Origin of the sequence: Winogradskyella undariae (genome assembly GCF_013285155.1) — a bacterium.
GTDB classification, from domain to species: Bacteria; Bacteroidota; Bacteroidia; order Flavobacteriales; family Flavobacteriaceae; genus Winogradskyella; species Winogradskyella undariae.
Genome location: NZ_JABTEL010000012.1, coordinates 80758 through 105564, shown reverse-complemented (window position 1 = coordinate 105564; position 24807 = coordinate 80758). Strand labels below are relative to the sequence as shown.

26 protein-coding genes are annotated in these 24807 nt (G+C 31.3%); 6 read left to right on the top strand and 20 right to left on the bottom strand.

Annotated features, from left to right (window positions below; translation table 11 throughout):
• Positions 1-56: 56 nt before the first annotated feature.
• The 3 genes from HSX10_RS15265 to HSX10_RS15255 all read right to left on the bottom strand — a co-directional run bounded on the left by HSX10_RS15265 (position 57) and on the right by HSX10_RS15255 (position 3732).
• Positions 57-1607, bottom strand: a complete 1551-nt coding sequence (locus HSX10_RS15265; RefSeq protein ID WP_173589109.1) for an SDR family NAD(P)-dependent oxidoreductase — start codon at positions 1605-1607, stop codon at positions 57-59.
• A 30-nt stretch (positions 1608-1637) separates the two neighbouring features.
• The gene (locus HSX10_RS15260) at positions 1638-2087 is read right to left on the bottom strand and encodes a KTSC domain-containing protein (RefSeq protein ID WP_173589108.1); all 450 of its coding nucleotides are present in this window, start codon (positions 2085-2087) and stop codon (positions 1638-1640) included.
• Between the two features lie 91 nt (positions 2088-2178).
• The gene (locus tag HSX10_RS15255) at positions 2179-3732 is read right to left on the bottom strand and encodes a DEAD/DEAH box helicase (protein ID WP_173589107.1); all 1554 of its coding nucleotides are present in this window, start codon (positions 3730-3732) and stop codon (positions 2179-2181) included.
• A gap of 384 nt (positions 3733-4116) precedes the next feature.
• Here HSX10_RS15255 and HSX10_RS15250 point away from each other — a divergent pair, with 384 nt between their 5' ends.
• A complete protein-coding gene (locus tag HSX10_RS15250) occupies positions 4117-5004 on the top strand; it encodes a M23 family metallopeptidase (RefSeq protein WP_246293579.1) in 888 nt (295 codons plus the stop codon).
• A 64-nt stretch (positions 5005-5068) separates the two neighbouring features.
• Positions 5069-7291, top strand: a complete 2223-nt coding sequence (locus tag HSX10_RS15245; protein WP_173589105.1) for a type IA DNA topoisomerase — start codon at positions 5069-5071, stop codon at positions 7289-7291.
• A 24-nt stretch (positions 7292-7315) separates the two neighbouring features.
• Here HSX10_RS15245 and HSX10_RS15240 read toward each other — a convergent pair whose 3' ends face one another.
• From HSX10_RS15240 to HSX10_RS15220, 5 genes are all read right to left on the bottom strand, one after another.
• Positions 7316-7789 (bottom strand): GyrI-like domain-containing protein, encoded by a 474-nt coding sequence (locus HSX10_RS15240; protein ID WP_173589104.1) that lies wholly within the window; start codon positions 7787-7789, stop codon positions 7316-7318.
• 113 nt (positions 7790-7902) lie between these two features.
• The gene (locus tag HSX10_RS15235; protein ID WP_173589103.1) at positions 7903-8496 is read right to left on the bottom strand and encodes a fasciclin domain-containing protein; all 594 of its coding nucleotides are present in this window, start codon (positions 8494-8496) and stop codon (positions 7903-7905) included.
• A 183-nt stretch (positions 8497-8679) separates the two neighbouring features.
• Positions 8680-9138 (bottom strand): cold-shock protein, encoded by a 459-nt coding sequence (locus tag HSX10_RS15230; RefSeq protein ID WP_173589102.1) that lies wholly within the window; start codon positions 9136-9138, stop codon positions 8680-8682.
• Positions 9139-9301: 163 nt separating this feature from the next.
• Positions 9302-9763, bottom strand: a complete 462-nt coding sequence (locus HSX10_RS15225; protein WP_173589101.1) for a hypothetical protein — start codon at positions 9761-9763, stop codon at positions 9302-9304.
• Position 9764: 1 nt separating this feature from the next.
• Positions 9765-12236, bottom strand: coding sequence for a zinc-dependent metalloprotease (locus HSX10_RS15220; protein WP_173589100.1), 2472 nt, complete (start codon positions 12234-12236; stop codon positions 9765-9767).
• A 133-nt stretch (positions 12237-12369) separates the two neighbouring features.
• On the opposite strand from HSX10_RS15220, the gene HSX10_RS15215 reads away from it, so the two are divergent.
• Both HSX10_RS15215 and HSX10_RS15210 read left to right on the top strand, forming a co-directional pair.
• The gene (locus HSX10_RS15215; RefSeq protein WP_173589099.1) at positions 12370-12666 is read left to right on the top strand and encodes a DUF3817 domain-containing protein; all 297 of its coding nucleotides are present in this window, start codon (positions 12370-12372) and stop codon (positions 12664-12666) included.
• A complete protein-coding gene (locus HSX10_RS15210) occupies positions 12659-13897 on the top strand; it encodes a mechanosensitive ion channel family protein (protein ID WP_173589098.1) in 1239 nt (412 codons plus the stop codon). The genes HSX10_RS15215 and HSX10_RS15210 overlap by 8 nt, the downstream gene beginning before the upstream one ends.
• On the opposite strand, the gene HSX10_RS15205 is transcribed toward HSX10_RS15210, so the two are convergent.
• Complete coding sequence (locus tag HSX10_RS15205; RefSeq protein WP_173589097.1) at positions 13894-14286, bottom strand: acyl-CoA thioesterase; 393 nt, start codon at positions 14284-14286, stop codon at positions 13894-13896. The two genes, HSX10_RS15210 and HSX10_RS15205, sit on opposite strands and share 4 nt — an antisense overlap.
• Positions 14287-14325: 39 nt before the next feature.
• Positions 14326-15219: a DUF72 domain-containing protein gene (locus HSX10_RS15200; RefSeq protein ID WP_173589096.1), complete on the bottom strand. Its 894-nt coding sequence runs from the start codon at positions 15217-15219 to the stop codon at positions 14326-14328.
• Positions 15220-15402: 183 nt separating this feature from the next.
• On the opposite strand from HSX10_RS15200, the gene HSX10_RS15195 reads away from it, so the two are divergent.
• Entirely contained in the window at positions 15403-15819 is a 417-nt protein-coding gene (locus tag HSX10_RS15195) for a glyoxalase (RefSeq protein WP_173589095.1), read from the top strand.
• A gap of 16 nt (positions 15820-15835) precedes the next feature.
• Here HSX10_RS15195 and HSX10_RS15190 read toward each other — a convergent pair whose 3' ends face one another.
• From HSX10_RS15190 to HSX10_RS15180, 3 genes are all read right to left on the bottom strand, one after another.
• Positions 15836-16513 (bottom strand): DUF2461 domain-containing protein, encoded by a 678-nt coding sequence (locus HSX10_RS15190; RefSeq protein WP_173589094.1) that lies wholly within the window; start codon positions 16511-16513, stop codon positions 15836-15838.
• Between the two features lie 88 nt (positions 16514-16601).
• A complete protein-coding gene (locus HSX10_RS15185) occupies positions 16602-16799 on the bottom strand; it encodes a hypothetical protein (protein WP_173589093.1) in 198 nt (65 codons plus the stop codon).
• A 112-nt stretch (positions 16800-16911) separates the two neighbouring features.
• The gene (locus tag HSX10_RS15180) at positions 16912-17811 is read right to left on the bottom strand and encodes a mechanosensitive ion channel family protein (protein ID WP_173589092.1); all 900 of its coding nucleotides are present in this window, start codon (positions 17809-17811) and stop codon (positions 16912-16914) included.
• Positions 17812-18114: 303 nt separating this feature from the next.
• On the opposite strand from HSX10_RS15180, the gene HSX10_RS15175 reads away from it, so the two are divergent.
• Complete coding sequence (locus HSX10_RS15175; protein WP_092443056.1) at positions 18115-18336, top strand: hypothetical protein; 222 nt, start codon at positions 18115-18117, stop codon at positions 18334-18336.
• Positions 18337-18555: 219 nt separating this feature from the next.
• Here the strand turns inward: HSX10_RS15175 and truA are convergent, their stop codons facing one another.
• The 7 genes from truA to hisC form a co-directional block, all read right to left on the bottom strand.
• On the bottom strand, positions 18556-19341 hold the full coding sequence (gene truA / locus HSX10_RS15170; protein ID WP_173589091.1) for a tRNA pseudouridine(38-40) synthase TruA: 786 nt from the start codon (positions 19339-19341) through the stop codon (positions 18556-18558).
• A gap of 46 nt (positions 19342-19387) precedes the next feature.
• Complete coding sequence (hisIE, locus tag HSX10_RS15165) at positions 19388-19990, bottom strand: bifunctional phosphoribosyl-AMP cyclohydrolase/phosphoribosyl-ATP diphosphatase HisIE (protein WP_173589090.1); 603 nt, start codon at positions 19988-19990, stop codon at positions 19388-19390.
• Positions 19991-20062: 72 nt separating this feature from the next.
• Positions 20063-20818 carry an imidazole glycerol phosphate synthase subunit HisF gene (gene hisF / locus HSX10_RS15160; protein ID WP_173589089.1) on the bottom strand — a complete coding sequence of 252 codons (756 nt, stop codon included), beginning with the start codon at positions 20816-20818 and terminating at the stop codon, positions 20063-20065.
• A 141-nt stretch (positions 20819-20959) separates the two neighbouring features.
• Positions 20960-21676 carry a 1-(5-phosphoribosyl)-5-[(5-phosphoribosylamino)methylideneamino]imidazole-4-carboxamide isomerase gene (gene hisA, locus HSX10_RS15155; RefSeq protein ID WP_173589088.1) on the bottom strand — a complete coding sequence of 239 codons (717 nt, stop codon included), beginning with the start codon at positions 21674-21676 and terminating at the stop codon, positions 20960-20962.
• A gap of 101 nt (positions 21677-21777) precedes the next feature.
• Positions 21778-22359, bottom strand: a complete 582-nt coding sequence (gene hisH, locus HSX10_RS15150; protein WP_173589087.1) for an imidazole glycerol phosphate synthase subunit HisH — start codon at positions 22357-22359, stop codon at positions 21778-21780.
• A 9-nt stretch (positions 22360-22368) separates the two neighbouring features.
• Entirely contained in the window at positions 22369-23502 is a 1134-nt protein-coding gene (hisB, locus tag HSX10_RS15145) for a bifunctional histidinol-phosphatase/imidazoleglycerol-phosphate dehydratase HisB (RefSeq protein WP_173589086.1), read from the bottom strand.
• A gap of 224 nt (positions 23503-23726) precedes the next feature.
• Positions 23727-24770: a histidinol-phosphate transaminase gene (hisC, locus tag HSX10_RS15140; protein WP_173589085.1), complete on the bottom strand. Its 1044-nt coding sequence runs from the start codon at positions 24768-24770 to the stop codon at positions 23727-23729.
• Between the last annotated feature and the right edge of the window lie 37 nt (positions 24771-24807).

The following is a 24807-nucleotide window of genomic DNA, read 5'->3' as shown; positions in this document are numbered from 1 at the left end:
TCATCCTTCAAAATGACGTTATAAATCGGAATAAGAGTATGTGGTCGATATTTAAACTACCAACTAATAGGTCTATAATCTTTTAAGAATTTACCAGACCAATGTTTCCCTGTATTAATCCCATCAAAAAGAGGATCCATAACACGAGCTGCACCATCTACGATATCTAAAGGAGGTTGAAAATCGTGTAAATCTTGTTTTCTTTTTGCTAATTCTGCAGGATCTTCGTCAGTTACCCAACCCGTATCAACTGCATTCATATAAATACCTTCTTTAGCTAAACCACCTGCTGCCGTATGCGTTAACATATTTAAAGCAGCTTTTGCCATGTTAGTATGTGGATGACGGTCTTCTTTAAAGAAAGAATGAAACTTTCCTTCCATTGCAGATACGTTAATAATGTGTTTTTGACCTGTAGGGTTCTTTTTCATGACCTCAGACAAGCGGTTACACAATACAAATGGCGCAACAGAATTAACCAACTGAACTTCAATCATTTCAGTGGTTTCAATTTCACCTAGTTTTAATCTCCAACTGTTGGTTTTTCTTAAATCAACTTGTTGTAAATCGGCATCTAATTCTCCTTCCGGAAAAACTTCTTGTGACACCAAAGTATTATCAAAACTATAAGGAATTTGAGATAATTTAGCCGAAGCTCTTAATCCAATTCCTGGTTCTGGTCCATGCCAAGTTACAGGCATGTTTTTGTTAGGTGAAGCACCCGACGTTAATTCTTTTAATTCTACTAAACATTCGGTATGATCATTTAGTAAATCGCGTGCAAATTTAGGCAACTCTTCAATTGGTCGCTCTTCATTTGGCATTAAATGGCTATAAAAACCAGAAGGTCTTCTTACGGTTTGTGCAGCATTATTAATAAGAATATCAAGCCTTTCGTAGCGTTGTTCTATAAAATTACAGAAAATCTCTACACTTGGTATATGTCTTAAATCTAAACCATGAATTTTTAAACGATGTCCCCATTCTGTAAAATCCTCTTCTTTAGAAAAACGTAAGGCAGAATCTACAGGAAAACGTGTTGTTGCAATCACAGTTGCCCCACCACGTAATAACATTAAAGTAATATGATAACCAATTTTTAATCGAGAACCTGTAATAACGGCTACTTGACCTTTAACATCTGCTGTTTGAAAACGTTTAGCGTAGTTAAAATCACCACATTCTTCACACATGGTGTCGTAAAAATGATGCAATTTGGTGAACATTTTTTTACAAACGTAACAGTTTCTTGGTGACTCTAATTCAAATTGATCCTTCTTTTTTAAGTCGGCTTCAGGTAAAAATTTAGGAGCAACAAAGACATGAGATTCTCTTGCACTTCTAATCCCTGTTTCCTTACGAGCATTTTTATCACGAGCAGCTTGTTTTCTTTTCGCTGCTTTTTTCCCATCCTTTTTACGACGTGAAAACTCTTCTCTGCTTGGGCGCGATAATAGACCCGAAGCTTTGATTAAAGCGGTACGCTGTTCTTTTGGAATTTCGAAAATTTGATCGGTATCAGCAATTAATCGTTCTAAAGTAGAAATACAACTCTCAATTTCTTTTGCTGAAATTTCTTCTGATTTATCGGATTTATCGTGGCTCATAACTATATAAGGACTACTTCTACTCTAAACTTATGCGTCTTGAGTTTCTTTCTTAGACTTTCTGTAGGTGTACGAGTTGAAGATACTACGTCTTGCAAATCGCATTTGTTTATCTGAGTTTAAAAACTTTATAAACACATTTTTAGGCACTCCAAAATATTCGTAAGTTGCACCGTCTAAAAATGTTATTTCTAATAATAAACCTTTATGTTGAAAATCTACAATACTAGACTCCATAATAGTTTTATTATATTCTTCTAAGTTTGCAGCCTTAGTCTCAGGAGCAATACTCACTAGAAAATGGTAAGCATCAATAATTTCAACACTTTTTAATTCTGCTTCTTCTTGTCCTTCATCACCATCTTGAAATTTATCTGGGTGCCATTCTTTTACAAGATTTCTATAGGTTTTCTTTAAGGTCTTTAAATCTAGAGGTCCCTCTACAGAAAAGAGTGTTTTGTACTGCTTAATGCGTTTCATGTTAAGTGCTTTATTTTGAGGCGCGAAATTACACTAATTTCTTGGACAAGGACTATTTTATTATTTTTTAATCTCAGAGCTTAATATTGTCTTAATCTTCAGGGGGGAAACCATGTATTTCTTCAAATTTCTCATCAAAATTAGTTCTTAAATACGAACTTAATTTTTTCTGATAATCATCTTTTAACCATTTTAAGAAATTATAGGTGCTTCTACTGATACATTTTGCATAAGTTTCTATACGTTGATTAATGTCATCTTTCAACAATTTAGCTAAAGCTAATGCATCATAAACATCTTCACTATTTTCAATACAAATTTTAGCATGATGCTCTATAGAACGCTCAAGAACTACTTTTGAAGATTCACCTGCAACCACAGCGTCCTTATACGTTTGTTTAATATCAAAATATGTATCTTCAGACTTAGAAAATTCTTTTTTTACTTCCTCAGATAAGTCGTGCTTAAAGTTAGATTCAATTGCTTCATCATCTTTAATACGATCTGCATAAAAATTGGGGGACTTAAAAATTGTTTGCCAATCTAAATCAGCACCCCAGGGTCCAAATCTATGTAAGTTGTTTCCTAAATCAATGGTTGTAAATTTCGATTTATTATTTAAAATACGAGATCCTCGACCAATCATTTGGTAATATAAGGTCAATGATTTTGTTGCTCTATTTAATATAATAGTATCAATTGTAGGCTCATCAAAACCTGTTGTTAAAATACTTACAGAAGTTAAAATGGCATCTGGCGTCTCATGAAACCATTGTAAAATCTGTTTACGTTGTTTTTTTGTAGCTGTATTATCTAAATGCATAATAGGTAAATCTGCTTCTTTAAAAGCATAATATACATTTATAGATGTATTAATACCATTATTAAAGATCAGTGCTTTTTTACCTAGTGAATGTCTTTTATAAGCATCAACTAATTTTTGCAACATTGAAGGACTTGAGTATAAATCTTCAGAAGACTTTACCGTATAATCACCATTAGAACCAATTTCTAAAGATGTTAATCCCATATCATAAGCATAAGTTTCAGCTCTAGCCAAAAACTCATTTTCAATAAGGTTTTCAATCGTTTCACCTGTAATAAGTTCGTCATAGTTATCCTTCATCGGTAACTCTTTATTAGAACTTAAAGGTGTTGCAGTAACTCCTAAAATAAATGATTTTTCAAAAAACTTAAAAAGCTTTGTAAAAGAATTGTAATGCGCCTCATCAATAATCACCAATCCAACATCCGAAATATCTAAAACACCATCATTTAATCTGTTGTTTAAGGTTTCAACCATGGCTACAAAACAAGAATAATCACCTTGATCATCTAAATTAGCCTTACTATTCACCACTTTATTAGTCACACCAAAGCCATTCAACATTTTAGCTGTTTGGTTACAAAGCTCAACCCTGTGCGTCATTATTAACACCTTTTTATTGTGATGTTTTAAATATTGACGTACCATTTCAGAGAAGATTACCGTTTTACCACCACCTGTTGGTAATTGATAAAGCAAGTGATAATCATCACGTTCCGTATCAAATTTTTCAAAGATTTGATTAATCGCTCCTTGTTGATAGTCATATAATTCTTTATCCGTTTTCTTTTCTTGAAGAGCTTGACTTGCTTGAGACATAAATTTAGTTTCGAAGATTTGAAGATTTAAATGAAGCTGCAAATTTACAACACTTTAAGACACAAAAAAAGCTTCAACCCAATAGTTGCTTTATAAACTTAATATGAAATATTAATTTTTAGGTGCATAATTTTTCTTTTTTAAGATTTATGCTTTCATTAACAAAGCGTGTTTTTTGAAGATTCTTTTTACAAAATTCATTCTGTCACAAGCATTTATACTCAATAGAGACAAAATCTAAAACCTTAACAAAATGTTAATCAAGATTACTATTTATGATAAAAAAATAATGGCATAATAATTATTTTATATTTGCGTTTCAAATGCTAGAAATCATCAATCCCCTCTATGAAACAGCTTCTTTTTTGCTTTGCCTTTATTTGCATGGCTTCTTTTTCATTCGCTCAACAAGATTCACTTGCCAATTTTATAAAAATAGAATTACCAACCGTTAACTTTAATAAAAGTAACATACCAGAAACTATTGAAATCCCTTTAGTTACTTTAAATATTGATACCATTGATATTAAAGCTGAAAATTGGGATAATTTTGTATTTAACCCTTATCGTAATGATCTTCATGCCTTTCCGTTAGAAATTAAATTTAGCGATAGCACTTACACTTCACCTGTTTTACATAAAAAAGTAATTACCTCTCATTATGGATGGCGAGGAGGACGCGCACACAATGGTATTGATATTGACCTAGTTACAGGAGATTCTGTTGTTGCTGTACTTGACGGCATTGTTAGATTAGCAAAATACGTTAATGGATACGGATACACTGTAGTTATACGTCATTATAATGGAGTAGAATCAACTTACGCTCATTTATCTAAAATTGAAACGAAGGTTAATGATACCATTCAAAGAGGACAATTTATAGCTAAAGGTGGTAATACAGGTAATTCTAGAGGAAGTCATTTACACTTAGAATTAAGTTACAAAGGAGAATCTATTTATCCTGAATATCTTTTCGATTTTTCTCCTAAAAATGAGATTAGATCTCAACATGTTTGGGTAACTCAAAAATGGACCTATGCTAGATTCCATAATTCTAGATATGCCACTGAGGTTAATGTAATAGAATCGGCAGATGAAGCTAAAGAATTAGTAAGATTAGCAAAACTCCCTAAATATTATGTGGTTAAAAAAGGAGATACACTTTATGATATTTCTAGAAAAAATAATACTTCTATTGCCGCATTATGTAATAGCAACGCTATAAAAAAGAGTTCTAAATTAAAAATAGGTCAGCGATTGCTTTTATAGTGCTAAAACCAAAATATAATTTATAAAATTCTGTACTTTTGCGCTTGCAAAAAAATAAGCGAATTTGAAAGTCTGTATTGCCGAAAAACCAAGTGTAGCAAGAGAAATTGCATCAGTATTAGGAGCCACAACAAAACACGATGGTTACTATGAAGGTAATGGCTATGCAGTAACTTATACCTTTGGACATCTTTGTACGCTTTACGAACCTGTTGACTATAAACCTTACTGGAAGAGTTGGGATCTTAACAACTTACCCATGTTACCAGAAAAATTTGAGGTAAAGGTTTCTAACAATGATGGTATTAAAAAGCAATTTAGAATTGTAAAAAGTTTATTTGACAGAGCAGATGTTGTTATAAATTGTGGGGATGCTGGTCAAGAAGGAGAGCTCATTCAACGTTGGGTGATTAATAAAGCAAATTACAAAGGCAAAGTAGAACGCTTATGGATTTCGTCTTTAACAACTGAGGCGATAAAAGAAGGTTTTAAAAACTTAAAGCCCTCTGAAGATTATGATAATCTTTATTACGCAGGCTTTTCGCGATCCATTGGCGATTGGCTTTTAGGGATTAACGCTACACGTTTATATACTGTAAAACATGGAGGTTACAAACAAGTACTTTCGGTAGGAAGAGTTCAAACCCCTACTCTAGCCATGCTTGTTAATCGTTTTAAAGAGATTGAAAACTTTGTACCACAACCGTATTGGGAATTACAAACACTTTACAGAGATACACTTTTTAGTTATGAAGAAGGTCGTTTTCTTAAAATGGAAGATGGTGAGATTCTGGCAAACAAAGTAAAAGAAGATGAATTTGAAATTGTTTCTACCACCAAAAAGAAAGGAACAGAATACGCCCCTAAGTTATTTGACTTAACAGGATTGCAGGTGTATTGTAACACCAAATTTGGATTTTCAGCAGATGACACGCTTAAGATAGCGCAAAAATTATATGAAAAAAAGGCGGTAACTTATCCAAGAGTTGATACCACTTTTTTACCCAATGATGTTTACCCTAAAGTACAAGGCATTTTATCTAAATTAACTGATTACTCAGTTCTTACAGCTCCTGTACTTAACAAAAAAATTAAGAAGTCTTCAAGAGTTTTTAATGATAAAAAAGTAACCGATCACCACGCTATAATTCCTACGGGAATGCAAACACATTTACAATACAATGAACAGCAGGTTTATGATATTATTGTAAAACGTTTTATTGCGGTGTTTTATGACGATTGTAAGGTTTCTAACACAACTGTCATTGGAAAAGCTGCAGAAGTTAATTTTAAAACTACAGGAAAAGAGATTCTTTCTAAAGGTTGGCGCGTTGTTTTTGAAACAGAAAAGTCTAACAAAAAAGAAGACGCTTTACTTCCCACTTTTGTTAAAGGCGAAAAAGGGCAACACGAACCTTCATTTTTAGAGAAACAAACAAAGCCACCTAATCAGTTTACAGAAGCAACATTACTACGTGCAATGGAAACCGCAGGTAAACAAGTTGATGATGATGAATTAAGGGATTTAATGAAGGAAAATGGCATTGGTCGTCCATCTACAAGAGCTAATATTATAGAAACCTTATTTAGACGTAAGTACATCAAACGAAATAAAAAGCAGATTCTACCAACTATAACAGGGATTCAGCTTATTGATACCATTAAAAATGAACTTTTAAAATCTGCAGAACTTACAGGAACCTGGGAGAAGCAATTAAAAGATATTGAAAAAGGTAAAATCAGCGCTAGTGCTTTTATAAAAGGTATGAAACGCATGGTTGATGCTTTGGTTTACGAAGTAAGAAGCGAACAAGTACAAACCCGTATTTCTGCTGTAAATAACAAAACTACGACGACTTCTAAATCTAAAGCGAAGTCTAAAACAAAACCTAAAACCGAAACACTTGTAGGTAGTTCTTGCCCAAAATGTAAATCCGGTGCTTTATTAAAAGGAAAATCAGCTTATGGCTGTAGTCATTATGGAAAATCTTGTGACTTTACACTACCTTTTAGTTTTGGAGATAAAAAGGTTTCAGAAAAGCAATTTATTAGATTAATAACCAAAGGATCGACTGTAAATTTAAAAGGGTTTAAAATCGATGGTCAAACACAAGAAGGATTAATAAGATTTGATGAGGCTTTTAAATTAAAATTCGAACCTAAAAAAACAGCTATTAAAGCTGGTGATGTTTGTCCTAAATGTAAAACAGGGAAGGTTTTAAAAGGAAAAACAGCTTTTGGTTGTAGCAATTACAAAACAGGTTGCGACTTTAGAGTCAACTTTTAATTCTGAAATAAAACGGACAAAAGATTAAACTATTGGTTTTATAGGGATATAAAAATCTTCTTCAGAATCTGAACTTCCATTTTTATACATCTCACCCATGATTTGAAAATGTGGTCTATTATCAATTGTATAACCTGATGTTGGTAACCATTCAGTCATAATACTTTGATATGTTTTTGAAGCATCCATTCCTTTTTGAAGAAAAACAGCATATTCACCAGCCGGAATTACAAAAGATGACATGCCTTCAGGAATATCTTTAAAATGCGAAACCTCTACACAAGCCCAAATTATATAATCTACAATGTTTTCAATAGTAGTTTCTTTTGGGAATTGTTGAACTGCTATAAATTCCTTTGGATTTATATTATTAATTTCTTTTTTTCTAGGCATAAATTTTTGCCATAATTGTGGGATTTTAAAATACTCATCCTTCGTTATTTTTGTTAAAAACCCAACAACTTTTCTCTCTTTACTCTTTATAATTTTTGGATACATTTTAGTCTGTTTTTCTTGTTTTAAAGGTATAAAAAAAGGCACAAGTTAAAAACCTGTGCCTTCAAGAATTAGTATCAATACCAACCAATCATAATAAACTAATTCTTATTTTATTACATACCTGGTAAAACTACAGTATCAACAATATGAATAACACCGTTAGATTGATTTACATCTGCAATTGTTACCATTGATGTGTTACCAGCCGTATCTTTAAGTACTAAAGATTTTCCGTCCATCATTGCTGTTAGCATTTGTCCATTTACGGTTTTAAAAGTTGCTTTACCCTTACCTTTTTTAATCGCTTTCATAATATCTTTTCCGCTAAATTTACCCGCAAGCACATGGTATGTTAATACCGCTTGAAGTTTTGCTTTGTTTTCTGGCTTTAATAAAGTTGCCACTGTTCCTTCTGGTAATTTATCGAATGCAGCATTTGTTGGTGCAAAAACAGTAAAAGGTCCATCGCTTTGTAATGTCTCTACTAACTCTGCAGCTTTTACAGCAGCCACTAAAGTTGTATGATCTTTAGAGTTTACGGCGTTAGATACAATATCTTTAGATGGATACATTTCGGCACCACCTACCATTTTTGTTCCTTTTTCCATTTTAACACCTTTATCCATTTTAGATTGTGCCATTACAGTAGATCCAAAAATTAATGTTACTGTTAAAGCTAATGTTGAAATAATTGTTTTCGTTTTCATAAATATGAGTTTTTAATATTAATTGTTTCTCTACCTACGAAGAATTAAAAAGGAAGGTTTTAAAAAATTCAACTATTTTATTTAAAACGAAGTATTGTACTAATTATTAAGTTGTAAGATGTAACAAAAAAAAGCCATTACAGTTTAAACTATAATGGCTTTTATTATTTTTTGATAAGAATGTTATGCTTGCTTAACTCTTACTGCATTCATTCCACGCTGTCCCTTTTCTAATTCAAAAGTTACTTTGTCGTTTTCTGCAATATCGTCAATAATACCACTTACGTGAGTAAAATGCTTTTCGTTAGTTTCAGTATCGATAATAAAACCGAAACCTTTAGAACTATCATAGAAAGATACCTTTCCTTTTCTAATAGGATCGAACGGTTCTTCGTCTGAATCATCTTTTTGTGGAACACCAAGAACTATATTCTCAGCTTTAACTTTCACCTTCATTGTTGGATCTGGTGGTGTATCTGTAAGGTTACCGTTATGATCTACATAAGCGATAGGGATTCCTTCAGAACCATTTTCATCCCTGTCGAGTTTACGCGCTTCCATTTTCTTGCGCTTGTCTTCTCTCTTCTTTAATCGTTTTTTTTCTTTTTCACTTTTACTAAAAGTCTGTTGTGATTTAGCCATTCGTAGTTTTAAATATTAATATGTGTGTGTGCTTTTGAAAATATCTATAATGCAGACAAGTTAATTAACTTAACAATGAATAGTATTAAAATCTAGAAAAATAACTCAAGAATCGAACTATTTGTGTAGTATATTTTCAATAAACTGGGTACAAATATACAATTTATATCCTTTTAATCATACCAGTTTGTCTAATATTATTAACATCTGAGCTTAAGGTTAAAAAAGCTTTGCCATTTGGCTTTACTTCTATGATAAATTTATCCTTATCTAAATTAAATTCTATAAGCACTGTTTGTTTCTCATCATTAAATGTTACTTCGTAATTTGTAATTTTAGAATTAGAAGTCTTAGTATTATAAGTAAATGAACTCAATGAAGTTAAAGATCCTTTTACACTTGTTGTATTTATTTCAAATTGATTTAAATCTTGATCTAGTACTTTTCTATCTTCAGAATTATAAACCACATGACCAACATATTGATAATGTTGAGAATTAATTATAGCTTTCATATTTTGATAGGTAGCCTCAAACCCATCATTTTGAGCTTTTTTGGATTGCGCATTGACATAAAATGATGTTGAAAGACTAAAAAGTACAACTAATAAAACTAATTTTTTCATATTATTTTGGATCTAAAATGTTACTAATTCTTTCAATACCATCTTGATAATGGTATTTGGTTTCTGAGTTTAAATTTCTTTTTAATGCCAAAGTTAATAAACGTTTTACAACATTTAATTCACCTCTTACCAAAGCTCTTACATCAGATTGGTTGACATTAAAATACTGTCTACTACGATTAGGGTTTAAATCTTCTGTCATTAAATTAAACATAGCATCTAAATAAGCACGTTGCAAATTACGTCTAAAAACTGAAACATTAATGCCTGATTTTGATTCTGACCAAATTCCAGTTCTAATATCACTCAATAATTCTAAAGCTGAATAGTTTTTAGCATCTAAAGCATTGTGATCTATCAATCTTCCTAAGCGCTCAAAACTCAATATATTGTTTAAATGACGCGATTGTAAACCTCTCATTCGATCCGTGTAACCAGCGTAATTTATATTTTGAAGAATGGACTTATCAATTAACCAACTTGGAGTTTCAAAAGCATTTTTATGCAACCAAGCCACAGCAGCTTTTTGTTCTGTTTTAGATTCTGGAGTATAAATTACACCTTCTTGCGATGGGTTTTTAGTATCCTCTACTACTCCACCAATATGTGTAACGACATGGCCAATATAACGCCCCCAAACACTTAATAATTCGCCATAAAGCTCTTCTAAATCTTCATAATTATCTGTTTTATCACTTGTCCAGCTGGGAAGATTTTTAGCAACTATCTTTAAATTTTTAAGTCCATAAGTACTCGCTTTAATACTATTGTTACCAATATCTTCAGTTTGTGCTGTAGGATCAAAACGACTGCTTTGTTTTCCGAATTTATAAATAGGATCTCCTGCTTTTTCAGTAATCCATGCATTTAAAGTTTCCTTTTCATCTTCTGCAGATGTTGCTTCGTCTATATATCTGTATCCATAATTAATTGCATAATTATCATAAGGGCCTAATTGTCTTATAAAACGAATGTTCTCGTCTCCAGGCTGTGCTATATAATTGTAACGCGCGTAATCCATAATGGTTGCAGCAATTCCATTCTTTTGAGTGAATTCACCATCTCTATAACTTTCTACATCATAAGCATAACTTGCACTCATATTATGAGGTAATCCTAAGGTATGACCAACTTCATGTGCAATCACCATTTTCATCATTTCACCAATCTCTTCATCTGGCGTATTTAATGTTCTTGCTGAAGGATTTGCCGCTCCTGTTTCTAACATGTATCGATTTCTGTAAGAACGCAAATGGTTGTGATACCAAATAATATCACTTTCAATTATTTCTCCACTTCTGGGGTCTGAAACACTTGGACCTGTCGCATTTCTTGTTGTACTGGCAACGTATCTTACCACTGAATATCTAATATCTTCTGGACTAAAATCTGGATCTTCAGCTTTAGTTGGGGGATCTTTAGCAATAATTGCATTTTTAAATCCGGCAGCTTCAAAAGCTTTTTGCCATAACTCAATACCTTCTTTCATATAAGATCGAAACTTCATTGGTGTTGCAGGATCTAAATAATAAACAATTGGTTTTACAGGTTCTACCAACTCGCCTCTATTATAAGCTTCAATATCTTTCGGAATTAATTTCCAACGTCTTAAGTAGGTTTTTTGATCCGATTTTAATTCTTCACTACTATAATCATATTGACTTAATGTAAACCACCCCACACGCTCATCAAAAAGACGGGGTTGCATTGGTGTTTTAGGAAGTAGAATCATAGATTGATTCATCTGTATACTAATTGTTTCGTCACCTGTGTTTACAGGAGGGTTTGAAGCATTGTATGTGAAATCTTGAATCACTTCTATATTCTCAGGAAAACTTTTTATCGAGTTTATAAAACTTCGAGATTTATCTAAATTCTTCACTTTATAAGACGAACGCAATCTTGAACCTAATCCGCTAATAGATTTCACATCCGAACTATAAAAACTGGTAACATCAATTACAACAGACAACGAATCTTTTGAAAACGCAGCAATATCAAAAGCATATAATATTGGTTCGTAATTATTAGATTTCACTGAAACATTAATAGGTAAACTATCTGACGCCACTGCACTTGAAGATTTTTCTTTAATAAGAATTTTATCTTTAAAACGCTCCCAGTTAATCATTCTAGTATTCGTTTTTGAGCCTGCGTTAACATAGCCTCCACCAAGATTTGCTGGTAATTTGGCAAAACGACTTACTAATAGCATATCTGTATTAAGATGTTCCGTCGGAATTTCAAAATAATACTTATCTCCTACTAAGTGAACATTAAATAACCCCTCATCAGTTATAGCATCTTTAGTAATTACTTTATCGTAATCTTTAATTTTACTTTGACTCTTTTTAGGACTGTCTGTTTTTGCATGTGCGGTTTTAGAAGTGCCTTTTTTACTACTTGTAGATTGCACTGTGGAACAAGACATTAAAACGAATGAACACAAGGCTAAGGATAGAATTTTTCTCATAAATAAAGGTTGGTAAATAGATATTTTGCCTAAATATAAATAATAGAAATTAAGTTTTCATTAATTTCTTAAAAGCTGTTAAATTCTTCTCTTTTTACTTAATTCTAAAGTATTTTTGCACAAATTTAATATCATGTTAAAATTACTGCCTGTTTTTAGGATTATAGCTTTATTAGAAGGTATTTCTTACATCTTATTATTGTTTATAGCAACACCTATAAAATACATCTACGAAGATCCACAATATGTAAAATTATTAGGAATGCCACATGGTGTTTTATTTATGGCTTACGTGGTAATGGCTGTATTAATTAGCAGTGATATGAAATGGACAACACGTACATTTTGGATTGTCTTAATCGCCTCAATACTTCCTTTTGGAACATTTTATATTGATTATAAATACTTAAAAGAATCAAGTCGTGCTTAACATAAAACATCTCTTATACGATTTTCTATTAGAACAAGGTTTATCTGAAGATACTTCAATGTATCTTAATATGCTTGGACTTCTTATTGCATTAGTGTTAGCCGCTTTTATAATCGATTTTATTACCAAACGTTTACTTTGGCAATTTTCGGCAGGAGTTGCTAAGCGGACCAAAACTAATTTCGATGATATTCTTATTGCCAACAAGCTTCCAAGAAATATTGCCCATATTATTCCCTTGCTAATTTTAATAGAATTTGTACCTCAAGTATTTACTGATTTTGAATATGCACAAAATATTATAGAGAAAACCTTAAAGGTTATAACCATTGTACTTACACTTCAAATTATAAGAAGCCTTTTAAGCTCTATAAAAGATTATCTAAAAACTTTAGTAGAGTTTAAAGACAAACCTATTGATAGTTATATGCAAGTCTTTATGATTTTTGCATGGATGTTAGGATTCTTTTCAATTTTAGCTATTATTACAGGCGTTTCTTTTATAAAATTCGCCACAACCTTAGGTGCAGCTTCTGCAGTAATACTACTTATTTTTAAAGATACTATTTTAGGCTTCGTTGCTAGTATACAGGTATCTATTAACGATATGGTTAGAATTGGAGACTGGATAACTTTTGAAAAATACGGAGCCGATGGTGAAGTTACAGAAATAAGCTTAGCCACTGTAAAAGTACAAAATTGGGATATGACTATTACCACAATCCCTACCTATGCTTTAATTTCTGATTCGTTTAAAAACTGGAGAGGTATGAACGATTCTGGTGGACGACGCATTAAACGCTCAGTCATTATTAAAACATCTTCTATCAATTTTCTTAATAACGAAGATATTAAGCGCTTTGGTAAAATAGAATTAGTCTCAGAATATTTAAAAACGCGATCTAAAGAAATTGAAACTTACAACAACGATCACAATATTGATAAATCTGTTTTAATAAACGGCAGAAATCTCACCAATTTTGGTGTGTTCAGAAAATATCTTCAAACGTATATTGAAAATCATTCTGCCATTAATAAAGATATGACTTTAATGGTACGTCAATTAGAACCTACAGCACAAGGTATTCCAATGGAGATTTATGCTTTTAGCAAGGATCAACGTTGGGTAAATTACGAATATATCATTGGAGATATATTTGATCATACATTGGCTGCAGTGTCTTATTTTGATTTAGAAGTTTACGAACTCGCTTTAGGTAAAAACGATTAATAATCTTTTAATCGGTCTTTTACAAATTCTACTTCAACTTTACCATGTGGTGCTGGTTTTCCGTCTGGTCCAAGGTTAACCATCACAATATTATCGATTGTAATTATAGTCTCTCTTGTCATTTTATTTCTAGCTTCACATTTTAGAGCTATTGAAGACTTTCCGAATTTTGTAACTAAAATTCCGATTTCTACGATATCTCCCTGACGTGCAGACGACATAAAGTTAATCTCTGACATATACTTCGTTACTACTTTAGAGTTTTCAAGTTGAATTACGGTATATAAAGCCACTTCTTCATCTATCCAAGCCAAAAGTTGACCTCCAAATAAACTACCATTAGGATTTAAATCTTCGGGTTTTACCCATTTACGTGTGTGAAATCTCATATTTATTTTGTTTTAAACTTTCGTTATTTATTATTACTATTATAAAAGTGTTTGTTGTGTATTTAAATCTTTATTTGGAATTATTAAATCCATTCCTAATTCTACATTCAATTGTTTTATTAAATACGAAGAAAGCAATGGTGATTCTTCCTCTATATTTTGATGCACAAAGAAGTTTATATCTTTAATACCATTTTCTTTCCAATGTTTTAAACGCTTTACCCAATCGTCTAATCTATCATAATCACTTGGATGATTAGCACCTACATAGCGCACAAAAGCTCTAGAATTTGTTAATCGCATGTGCATAATGTCTCGTCTACCAGCGCTATCTACTATAATATTTGAAATATTATTTTCTTCTAAAAGTTGATATAAATCTTCTGCTATGGCTTTATCATTAAACCAATCTGTATGTCTAAACTCAACAGCTAGCGGAATTTCTTTAGGCCAACTTTCTACAAAATTAATAACCTTTTCAAAATCTTTAGGAACAAAATTACTATGCATCTGCAAAAATACACAACCTAACTTTTCTTTCAGATTTATAACACTGTTTAAATAATTATCTACAATGGGATTTATCGTTTCATCCAAACGTTTCCAATGACTAATCTCTTGGTTTAATTTTGGAAAGAACTTAAAATCAGAAGGTGTTTTGTCGTACCATTTTGAAAATTGCTCAGGCGGAAAAATTCTGTAAAACGTCGCATTCAATTCAATAGCGTTAAATTGACGAGAATAATATTCTAGTTCATCTTTAGTCCCTTTCGGATAAAACCCTTTTAAATCAGCTTTATTCCACTTAGCGCAACCTACAGAAAGATTAGTTAGCTCTGATGGGTTTTTATGTAACGTTTTTAAGGTATCTAAATGATCAGAGGGTAAAGTGAAATCGATATTACTAGGGTCATCTACACGTCCAAATTTCATATGCAATTTATTTTATTCAAAGATAAAGCTTAAAGCGTTTTCTTTAAGTTGAAAAGAGATATGATTATTCAATATTAGAATTGCATTTGTTAATAACCGCGTTAACAACATATTTTAGATTCAATTAAATGAGGTTTATTAATACTTAAATTTATAAATATCTAAATGCTTAACAATTCTAATATGACTTCTAGAACAGAAAACCTACTTGCTCTAAGGCCTACTATTTCGTCTGCAAAAATCCATGATAACATGGGAGCTGAAGAGTTATTTCAAAACAAAACCATACGTCCTATTGTAAAGTTTCAACATAATTTATTAATTGCTGTTTTTAAAAATTATATTAAAAAACACAAAAATGTATTCTATAATCTTGCATTAGAGAAGCAACTAGAATACATAGATAATGCTATCCATAAAGACACGAAATTTAGAAACTCTATCAAAGGAATGATCATAGGTCAATTTACGGTTGAAGAATATCAATTATACATCCAAAATTCATCAGCATTAAACAAGCGTATGATGAACATTGTAAAAGAACGTTATATGGATAGCATTCAAGTGTTAGCAAATTCTGAAACATTAAAAGCTATGTAATTTGAAAAGCATAATATTATAATATCGATTCTCCGTTTAGATTTGTCGTTAATACATCGCTCATATAATTAAAAAATGGTCGTATATTTTTAAAAGCGTCATTAACATTATCTATAAAATCATCCGCAAGAACTTCTTTATCTGTATACTTCTTTGTAAAAATGAATTGTTTCTTTCTTATTAAATCTATAGAGGGATGTGTCTTATCAAAACCTTTGGGAACCGTTTTTAACTCATCTCCCGTAAAGTTTCCCCAAGTCGATTTAAAGGTTTTATCATTCAAGATGTCTCTCATTTCTGAGTCGTCCATTTCAAACTCTTTTCTTATGCGTAATAAATCTTCTTTGCTGGGATCCCAAAATCCTGTTGCAATAAAGGATTCGTTATTAGGTTGAATATGCACATAATAACCACCACGTAATTCTGGTTTTTTTCTTGCAAATGAACCACTAAAATGAGTTTTATAGGGTAATTTATTTTTAGAAAAACGAACATCTCTATAAATCCTGAAAATTTTAATCTTTTCTATCTGATCATGAGTATTCATTAATTCTCCTAAATAATTATAAGAAGCTTTCATTTTAGTTTCAATCGCTTTAAATTCTGGTTTATGTTCGTTAAACCAATCACGATCGTTATTTTTTTCAAGCTTTTTAAAAAATGTAAATACTTCTTTAGGGATAGAATGACTCATAAAAATTATAATTTGGATAAAAATAGAAAAAGCCATCGTAACGATGGCTTTTTCTATTTATAATATTATTATAAATTAAAGTTAAAAATTAATCTACAGCATCTTCAACATCATCAACTGTATTGTCAATAGCATCACCTGTGTCATCAGCTGCATCATCTATTGCATCTCCAGTATCTTCAACTGCTTCCTCTACTTTATCTCCTGTAGATTTCTGCTCTCTACAACTTGTTGTCATTAAACTTAAACTAAATAAGGCTATAAATACGTAACTAAATTTTTTCATCTTGATTGTGTTTTTTTGGTTATTGATATTACAAATATCGGTATGTCAATGTTTTAAACTTTGCTCTTATCATAAGATTATTAACTCATTAAAATAAGAATCTATTTTATAATTATTTAGAACTTGGTTGTTTGTTTCCAGAAGCATTTAAATCTAACTTATTATTAAATTCTAAAGTTCTAATTGGAAATGGAATATTGATTCCTGCAGCATCATAAGCTTTCTTTATTTCAATAATAGCTTTGGTTTTGGCTTTTAATTTCTCTAACATACTTTCTGCTTCAATCCAAAACCTACATAAATAATTAATTGAACTATCACCAAACTCAGTATAATAAAACTCTACATCATCAGAAGATTTTACCTGATCAAAAGTTTTGGCTATAGCCTCTTTTGTAATTCTTTGAACCTCTTCTAAATCGGACTCATAACCAACCCCACATTCTAAGAAAACTCTCATTTTAGTTGTTAAAGAATAATTCTTGAGTGGATTTTCTAAAATTGTTTTATTTGGAATAATAACAATATTATTATCGGCTTCTTTTAAAGTAAAATCTTTTAGATTAATATCTATAACTTCACCTGAATAACCTGTGGTTTCTACCCAGTTTCCGATTTGAATTTTCTTTCTAAAGGATAATACTAATCCTGCAAACGTATTAGCAATAGTTCCTTGTAATGCTAAACCAATAGCTAAACCAACAACTCCGGCACCTGCAAGTAACGATGTTAAAGCCTTACCTAAGTTTAAAACACCTAGAGCAATAAATAACCCTAAAGCAACTACTAAAACAGCCACTACTCTAGCTAATGCATTTTTAATTGAATCTTGTTCAATTTGTTTATCTACTAATTTTTTAACAAGTCTACTTACATATTTGGCAGCGATATAAGAAACAATCAGTACCAAAATGGCTAAAATAAAATTAGGAATGTTTTCTATAATGGCATTAAACCAATCTATAAGTTTTTCAATTAAATTTCCTAAAGCTGTATTAAATTGGTCTTTCATGAAAGCAATCTTTTTTTATTGTTCCACACAAATATCTTATAAATGTGTCAATGAAATTTGCTCTTATCCTATAAGTCTTAACGCATACAATTTTTTAAAATTAGGAATAACTCAATATATGCACATGAAAATTAAACTTTTGTAATCTGATATTAAATAAATTAAAAATTTGATTAAAAAGATGCATTTTAACGATTTTTTGTCTTAAACAAGCTTTTAATGATAAAAGTTTCTAAATTAATTTGTGGGTTGTGATATTTTTTGCTATTATGCACCACTTTTTAAAACAAGACATTAAAATTTATGGGTAGACCAGCAACAAGACCAACAGCACTCAAAGACGGTTTCTATATTGAAATAAGAAACAAAGGCTCAAAATCAGGTGTAAAACTTTACAGTGGCACCAAATTACAGATGCATCGTGCTATTAAAATGTACGAACGCTCTAAAGAAGTTATTATTTTAGGAGAATCTGTAAATGGGAAATTTGTAGATAAAGAACCTAAATTACACGTTGCTGAATAAGCACAAACATTTTATCAATTTCTTTTGAAATTTATATTCCATGACATCTTTTAAACTACAAAATAGATGGGGACAATTTGGTTCTCTTATAGAGTTTTAATAGATTAATGAATTGATATATTTATTTCACATAAGAATTTACTAAATACTAGATTATAAATAATCAGTATTAATTTATAGTTTAAAAAAAGGTATACAATTTAAATTGTATACCTTTTTTTATTCAAAATTTACAGAATGTAAGATTAATCCTGAAGCTGGAGCAATATAATCCATAACTTCAGTACTCTCATATTTTAAAGTTTCTTCAATATACTCTAAAGTAAGATCCCCTCTACCTAACTTTATTAAGCAGCCAAACATTAACCGGATTTGATTCCGCATAAATCCCTTACCTACAACTTTAAGCACGTAAGATTTCTCTGGAAAAAAGCTAGCCGTATAAATATCATTTTCAACTAGCTCACAGCCTTCAATAGTTCTAATATATTCTCCTTTATCTGTTGCACGGTAACAATAGGTTTTAAAATTATGAGTCCCCAAAAATAACTGTGCACCTTTTTTCATTAACTCAACATCTAAAGGTTCTAAAATAGTCGTCATAATTGGTGCACAAAACGGATGGTTTTTCTGACCTTCTGAAAACACATAGTGGTATTCCTTTAACTTAGAATCTTGAATGATATTAAATTTCTTATCAACTTCTTTAATGGATAACGCACGTATATCTTGTGGTAAATTATGATTAAAGAGCGCTAAAAATTCATCAAAATCTTGAATCGGTTCATTATAAATAAATAACTCTAAAGCCGCTTCATTTGCAGACACCATAGCATCTGTTCTACCTGCTCCTAAAGTTTTAAACCTTGTATCTTGAAGAATATATTTCAATGTACGGTCTATCATAAGGTGTACCGTCTTAACATCGGGTTGTTTTTGCCAACCATGAAAACGATAGCCTAAATACTGAATTTTAATAAGGTAATAAAAACGTTTATCAAACATATAATAATGAGGAACTCTAATTTATTAATGACTCTAAAAGCAATGTCTATTTTTTATTTCTTAATTTCAATACAGACACAACATCATCAATTTTAAAACCTTTGGCTTGCAATAACATTAGGTAATGAAATAATAAATCTGCACTTTCTTCTAAAAATAAGTGATCATTATCGTCTTTTGCTTCAATAACAACTTCTACAGCCTCTTCCCCTACTTTTTGAGCGATCTTATTAATCCCCTTTGCAAATAAAGATGCAACATATGACTTTTCTGAATCAGCAGCATTTATACGAGATTCAATGGTGCTCTCTAATTCAGAAATAAAACCGTAAGATGTTACATTATCTTGGTTCCAACACGTATCAGTTCCTTTGTGACATGTTGGGCCTTTTGGATTTACTTTTATTAATAAAGAATCACTATCGCAATCTAATTTAATATCTACTAAATTTAAAACATTACCGCTTTCTTCACCTTTAGTCCAAAGACGTTGCTTTGTTCTACTAAAAAAAGTGACTAATTTAGACTCTAATGTTTTTTTAAGCGCTTCAGCATTCATGTAACCTAACATTAATACTTTGTCTGTGTTATTATCTTGAATAATAGCAGGCACTAATCCATCTGGATTTTTATTGAAATCTACGTTCATAATATATTAATTTCGTCTCATCGACTATTTTATTTGGGGTTGATTGTAAGATATATCTAAGTAATATTTTTGCTATATTCTTACAGGTATGCCCTTTATTCTTAATTCTTCTTTTAATTCTAATATTGGAATTTCGCCAAAGTGAAATACACTAGCAGCCAATGCTGCATCTGCTTTTCCGTCTTTAAAAGTATCTACAAAATGTTGAATGGTTCCTGCGCCACCAGAAGCTATAATTGGAATATTTACCAAATCTGACAACTTAGCCAAAGCCTCATTTGCAAAACCAGCTTTTGTACCATCATGATTCATTGATGTAAATAAAATTTCACCTGCTCCGCGTTGTTCTACTTCTTTTGCCCAATCGAATAAATTTAATTCTGTCGGAATTGTGCCTCCTGCTAAATGTACAAGCCACTCGCCATCAACTTCTTTTGCATCGATAGCAACTACAACACATTGACTTCCAAATTTTTCTGAAAGCTCATTAATTAATTCTGGTCGTTTTACAGCGGAAGAATTAATAGACACTTTATCTGCACCACAATGCAACAGATTATCGACATCTTCTATAGAAGAAATTCCGCCACCAACTGTAAAAGGAATATTAACTTGTTCTGCGACTTTTAAAACCATATCATGCATGGTTTTTCTGTTTTCTAAGGTTGCAGCGATGTCTAAAAACACCAGTTCATCAGCTCCTAAATCGGCATATTGTTTTGCTAAAACTACAGGATCTCCTGCATCTCTTAAGTCTACAAAATTAACTCCTTTTACAGTTCTTCCGTTTTTAATATCTAAACAAGGGACTATTCGTTTTGTTAACATCTGTTTTGTTGTTATTTCTACCTAAGTAGAAACATTAATTTATGTGATTTTAAAAATCAATTTTTCTATAATAATTATACAAAGCATTTACTTCTCGATACAATTTTTTCGTAACTCAAAACCACTCGAAGTGACGATTGGCTATAGAAATTGTTCTAATTCTTTTAGGCTAATTCTATTTTCATAGATTGCTTTTCCAATGATGACACCGTCACAGCCCATTTCTAATAATTTTGGTAATTCATCAAATTTAGAAATTCCGCCAGAAGCTATTAACTTAATAGCTTTCGCACTTTCTAAAATGCGCTTATAAAGCTCAAAAGAAGGACCTTCTAACATTCCGTCTTTTGAAATATCAGTACAAATAACATCTGTAATTCCTTTAGATTGATAGTCTTTAATAAATGGAATCACTTCTAAATCACTTTCTTCTTGCCAACCACTAATTGCAATTTTTTCATTATTACAATCTGCTCCAAGAATTATTTTGTCTGAGCCAAATTTAGAAATCCAACCTTCAAATACTTCAGGGTTTTTAACAGCAATACTTCCACCTGTAATTTGATTTGCACCAGATTGAAATGCTATTTTTAAATCTTCATCAGATTTTAATCCTCCGCCAAAATCAATTTTTAAATTTGTTTGGGTTGCAATTTTTTCAAGCACTTTATAATTAACTATATGACTCGCTTTTGCACCATCTAAATCTACAACGTGTAAATACTGAATCCCTGCATCTTCAAAAGCTTTTGCGACTTCTAAAGGATTCTCGTTATATATTTTTTTTGTGTCGTAATCGCCTTTGGTTAAACGCACACATTTTCCGTCAATAATATCTATGGCTGGGATTATTCTCATAACATTTTCCACTAAAATGGAATTTCTTTTTTAATTAATAACTATTTCTGTCAAGACCTTTCGACTCCGCTCAAGGTGATATTTATTAATGTTTTAAAATCTTAAAGTTCAATAAAATTCTTCAACAATTGCTCACCGGCTTTACTACTTTTTTCAGGATGAAATTGTACACCATAAAAATTACCATTCTCTAATGCTGAAGCATATTCTAATTCGTAATCTGAAGTTGCAATAGATTCCTCACATTGTTCTGCGTAGTAACTATGCACCAAATACATATGCTCTTTTTCTTTAATGCCTTTAAATAAATCAGATTTTAAGTTAGAAATGGTATTCCATCCCATTTGTGGCACTTTTACTTCATTTGAAAATCGTTTTACATTCACATCAAAAATACCAAGACCTTTGGTATCACCTTCTTCACTATGTTTACACATTAATTGCATGCCTAAACAAATCCCTAAAACGGGTTGTTTTAACGTTGGAATTAATTGATCTAAACCACTTTGTTGTAATTTAATCATGGCAGAACTTGCTTCACCAACCCCTGGGAAAATTACTTTATCTGATGTTTTAATTTCTTCTGGATTATCAGTTAAAATAGCTTCGTATCCTAAACGTTGAAAAGCAAATTGTATGCTTTTAATGTTTCCTGCGCCGTAATTTACTATTGATAGTTTCATTGACAGTTTTTATAACATTCCCTTAGTACTAGGTAAAATCATTTTTTCAACATCTTGTTTTACAGCCATTTTAATCGCTTTTGCAAACGCTTTAAAAATAGCTTCAATTTTATGATGTTCGTTATTACCTTCTACTTTAATATTTAGGTTACACTTTGCGCCGTCTGTAAACGATTTAAAAAAGTGAAAAAACATTTCTGTTGGCATTTTACCAATCATTTCACGTTTAAATTCAGCCTCCCAAACAAGCCAATTACGACCTCCAAAGTCAATACCAACCTGTGCTAAACAATCGTCCATTGGTAAAGAGAATCCGTAACGTTCAATACCTAATTTATTACCTAAAGTTGTCGCAAACAATTCACCTAAAGCAATAGCTGTATCTTCAATAGTGTGGTGTTCATCAACCTCTAAATCTCCATCAACTTTTATATTTAAATCGAGTTGTCCGTGACGAGAAATCTGATCGAGCATATGATCGAAAAATGCAATTCCGGTATCAATATTACTTTTCCCTGTGCCATCAAGATTTAAATCGATCTTAATTTTAGTTTCGTTAGTGTTTCTTTCAATACTTCCTACGCGTTCCGTAGTTTTAAGAAACTTATAAATCACTTCCCAATCGTTTGTTTCTAAAGCTATAAATTCTTCCAAATCCTTATTGCTAACGGTAACTTCATCAGTTCCTAAATTGGTATTATCATTAATAAAAATCCCCTTAGCACCAAGGTTTTTCGCTAATTCAACATCTGTAAGTCTATCTCCAATAACAAATGAATTCTTTAGATCATAATCTTCAGAAAAATACTTTGTTAATAAGCCTGTATTTGGTTTACGTGTAGGTGCATTATCTTTTGCAAACGTTCGGTCTATAAATTGTTCCTTAAAAACAACACCTTCTGCTTCAAAAGTCTTTAGAACGAAATTATGAACAGGCCAAAATGTATCTTCAGGATATACTTCCGTCCCTAAACCATCTTGGTTGGTAATCATCACAATTTCAAAATTTAATTCTTTAGCGATTTTACTCAAATATTGAAATACTTTTGGATAGAATTCTAATTTTTCAAACCCATCAATTTGTTCGTCTGCAGGTTCTTTAATTAAAGTTCCGTCTCTGTCTATGAATAATACTGGTTTCATATGCTACTGTCATTCCTGCATTGGCAGAAATCTAATTTTAGATTAATAATTTATTTATGGATTCCACTTCAATTACGTAATGACAAACGTTACGATAATTGAATTAACGTTTTATTATTGTCGTCAATTCAAGTGATTTTCTATTTAAAAAAAATTGCATCGAGAATAATATACATCTCGATATAAATTTTGAAAAGTCAAAATTCACTCGATGTGACGTTTATTTACAATCCTTTTAATATTTGAATTAACGTCTCATTCTCTTCTTTTGTACCTACTGAAAATCGTAAACAATTTTCGCACAAAGGTTGATTAGTTCTATTACGAACTACAATTCCTTTTTCTACCAACTGTTGATAGCGTTTATTAGCATCATCTACTTTTGCTAATATAAAGTTAGCATCTGAAGGATAAACTTCCGTTACAAAATTGATAGTTTTTAAGGCTTCATTTAATATACCTCTTTCTAGAATAATGCTTTTTACTTCATTATCTACAACTAATGTCTCATTTAAACGCTCTAAGGCTTTAATTTGCGTGAGTTGATTGATATTATAAGGCGGTTTAATTTTATTTAAAACCGCAATAATTTCTTGAGAAGCATAGCAAATCCCTAAACGAATCCCTGCTAAACCATAAGCTTTAGATAAGGTTTGTGTAATTATTAAATTAGGAAACTCTTCTAGTCGACTTAACCAACTTTCTTCTGCTGAAAAATCAATATAGGCTTCATCAATAATCACAAGACCTTCAAAATTACGAATTAATTCTTCAATCTTTTTCGCATCAAAACTATTGGCCGTAGGATTGTTTGGTGAACATAAAAACAAGAGTTTTGTATGCGTTTGTACTGCTCTCGATATTTCATCCATGTTAGGTTGAAAATCTTTCTGCAATTCAACTTCTATATTTTCAACCGCATTTAGATTCGCTAAAACATCGTACATACCATACGTTGGTGGCAATGTGATAATTTTATCGCGATTAGGCTCACAAAAAGCTCTAAAAATCAAATCTAAAACTTCGTCACTCCCATTTCCTAACAAAATTTTGTTTATTGGGATACGTTTCAATTCAGATAAACGTGCTTTAACATTGGTTTGTTGAGGATCTGGATACCGATTCACATCCGTATTAAAAGGATTTTCATTGGCATCAATAAAAACCATACCGTCAGTAATATCCTTATATTCATCTCTTGCTGAAGAATAAGGCTTGATGGATTTAATGTTATCTCTGATGAGATTATTTAAGTTGAAATTTTTCATTTTAATTACTTCTCGATACAATTTCTCCTACCTCGAA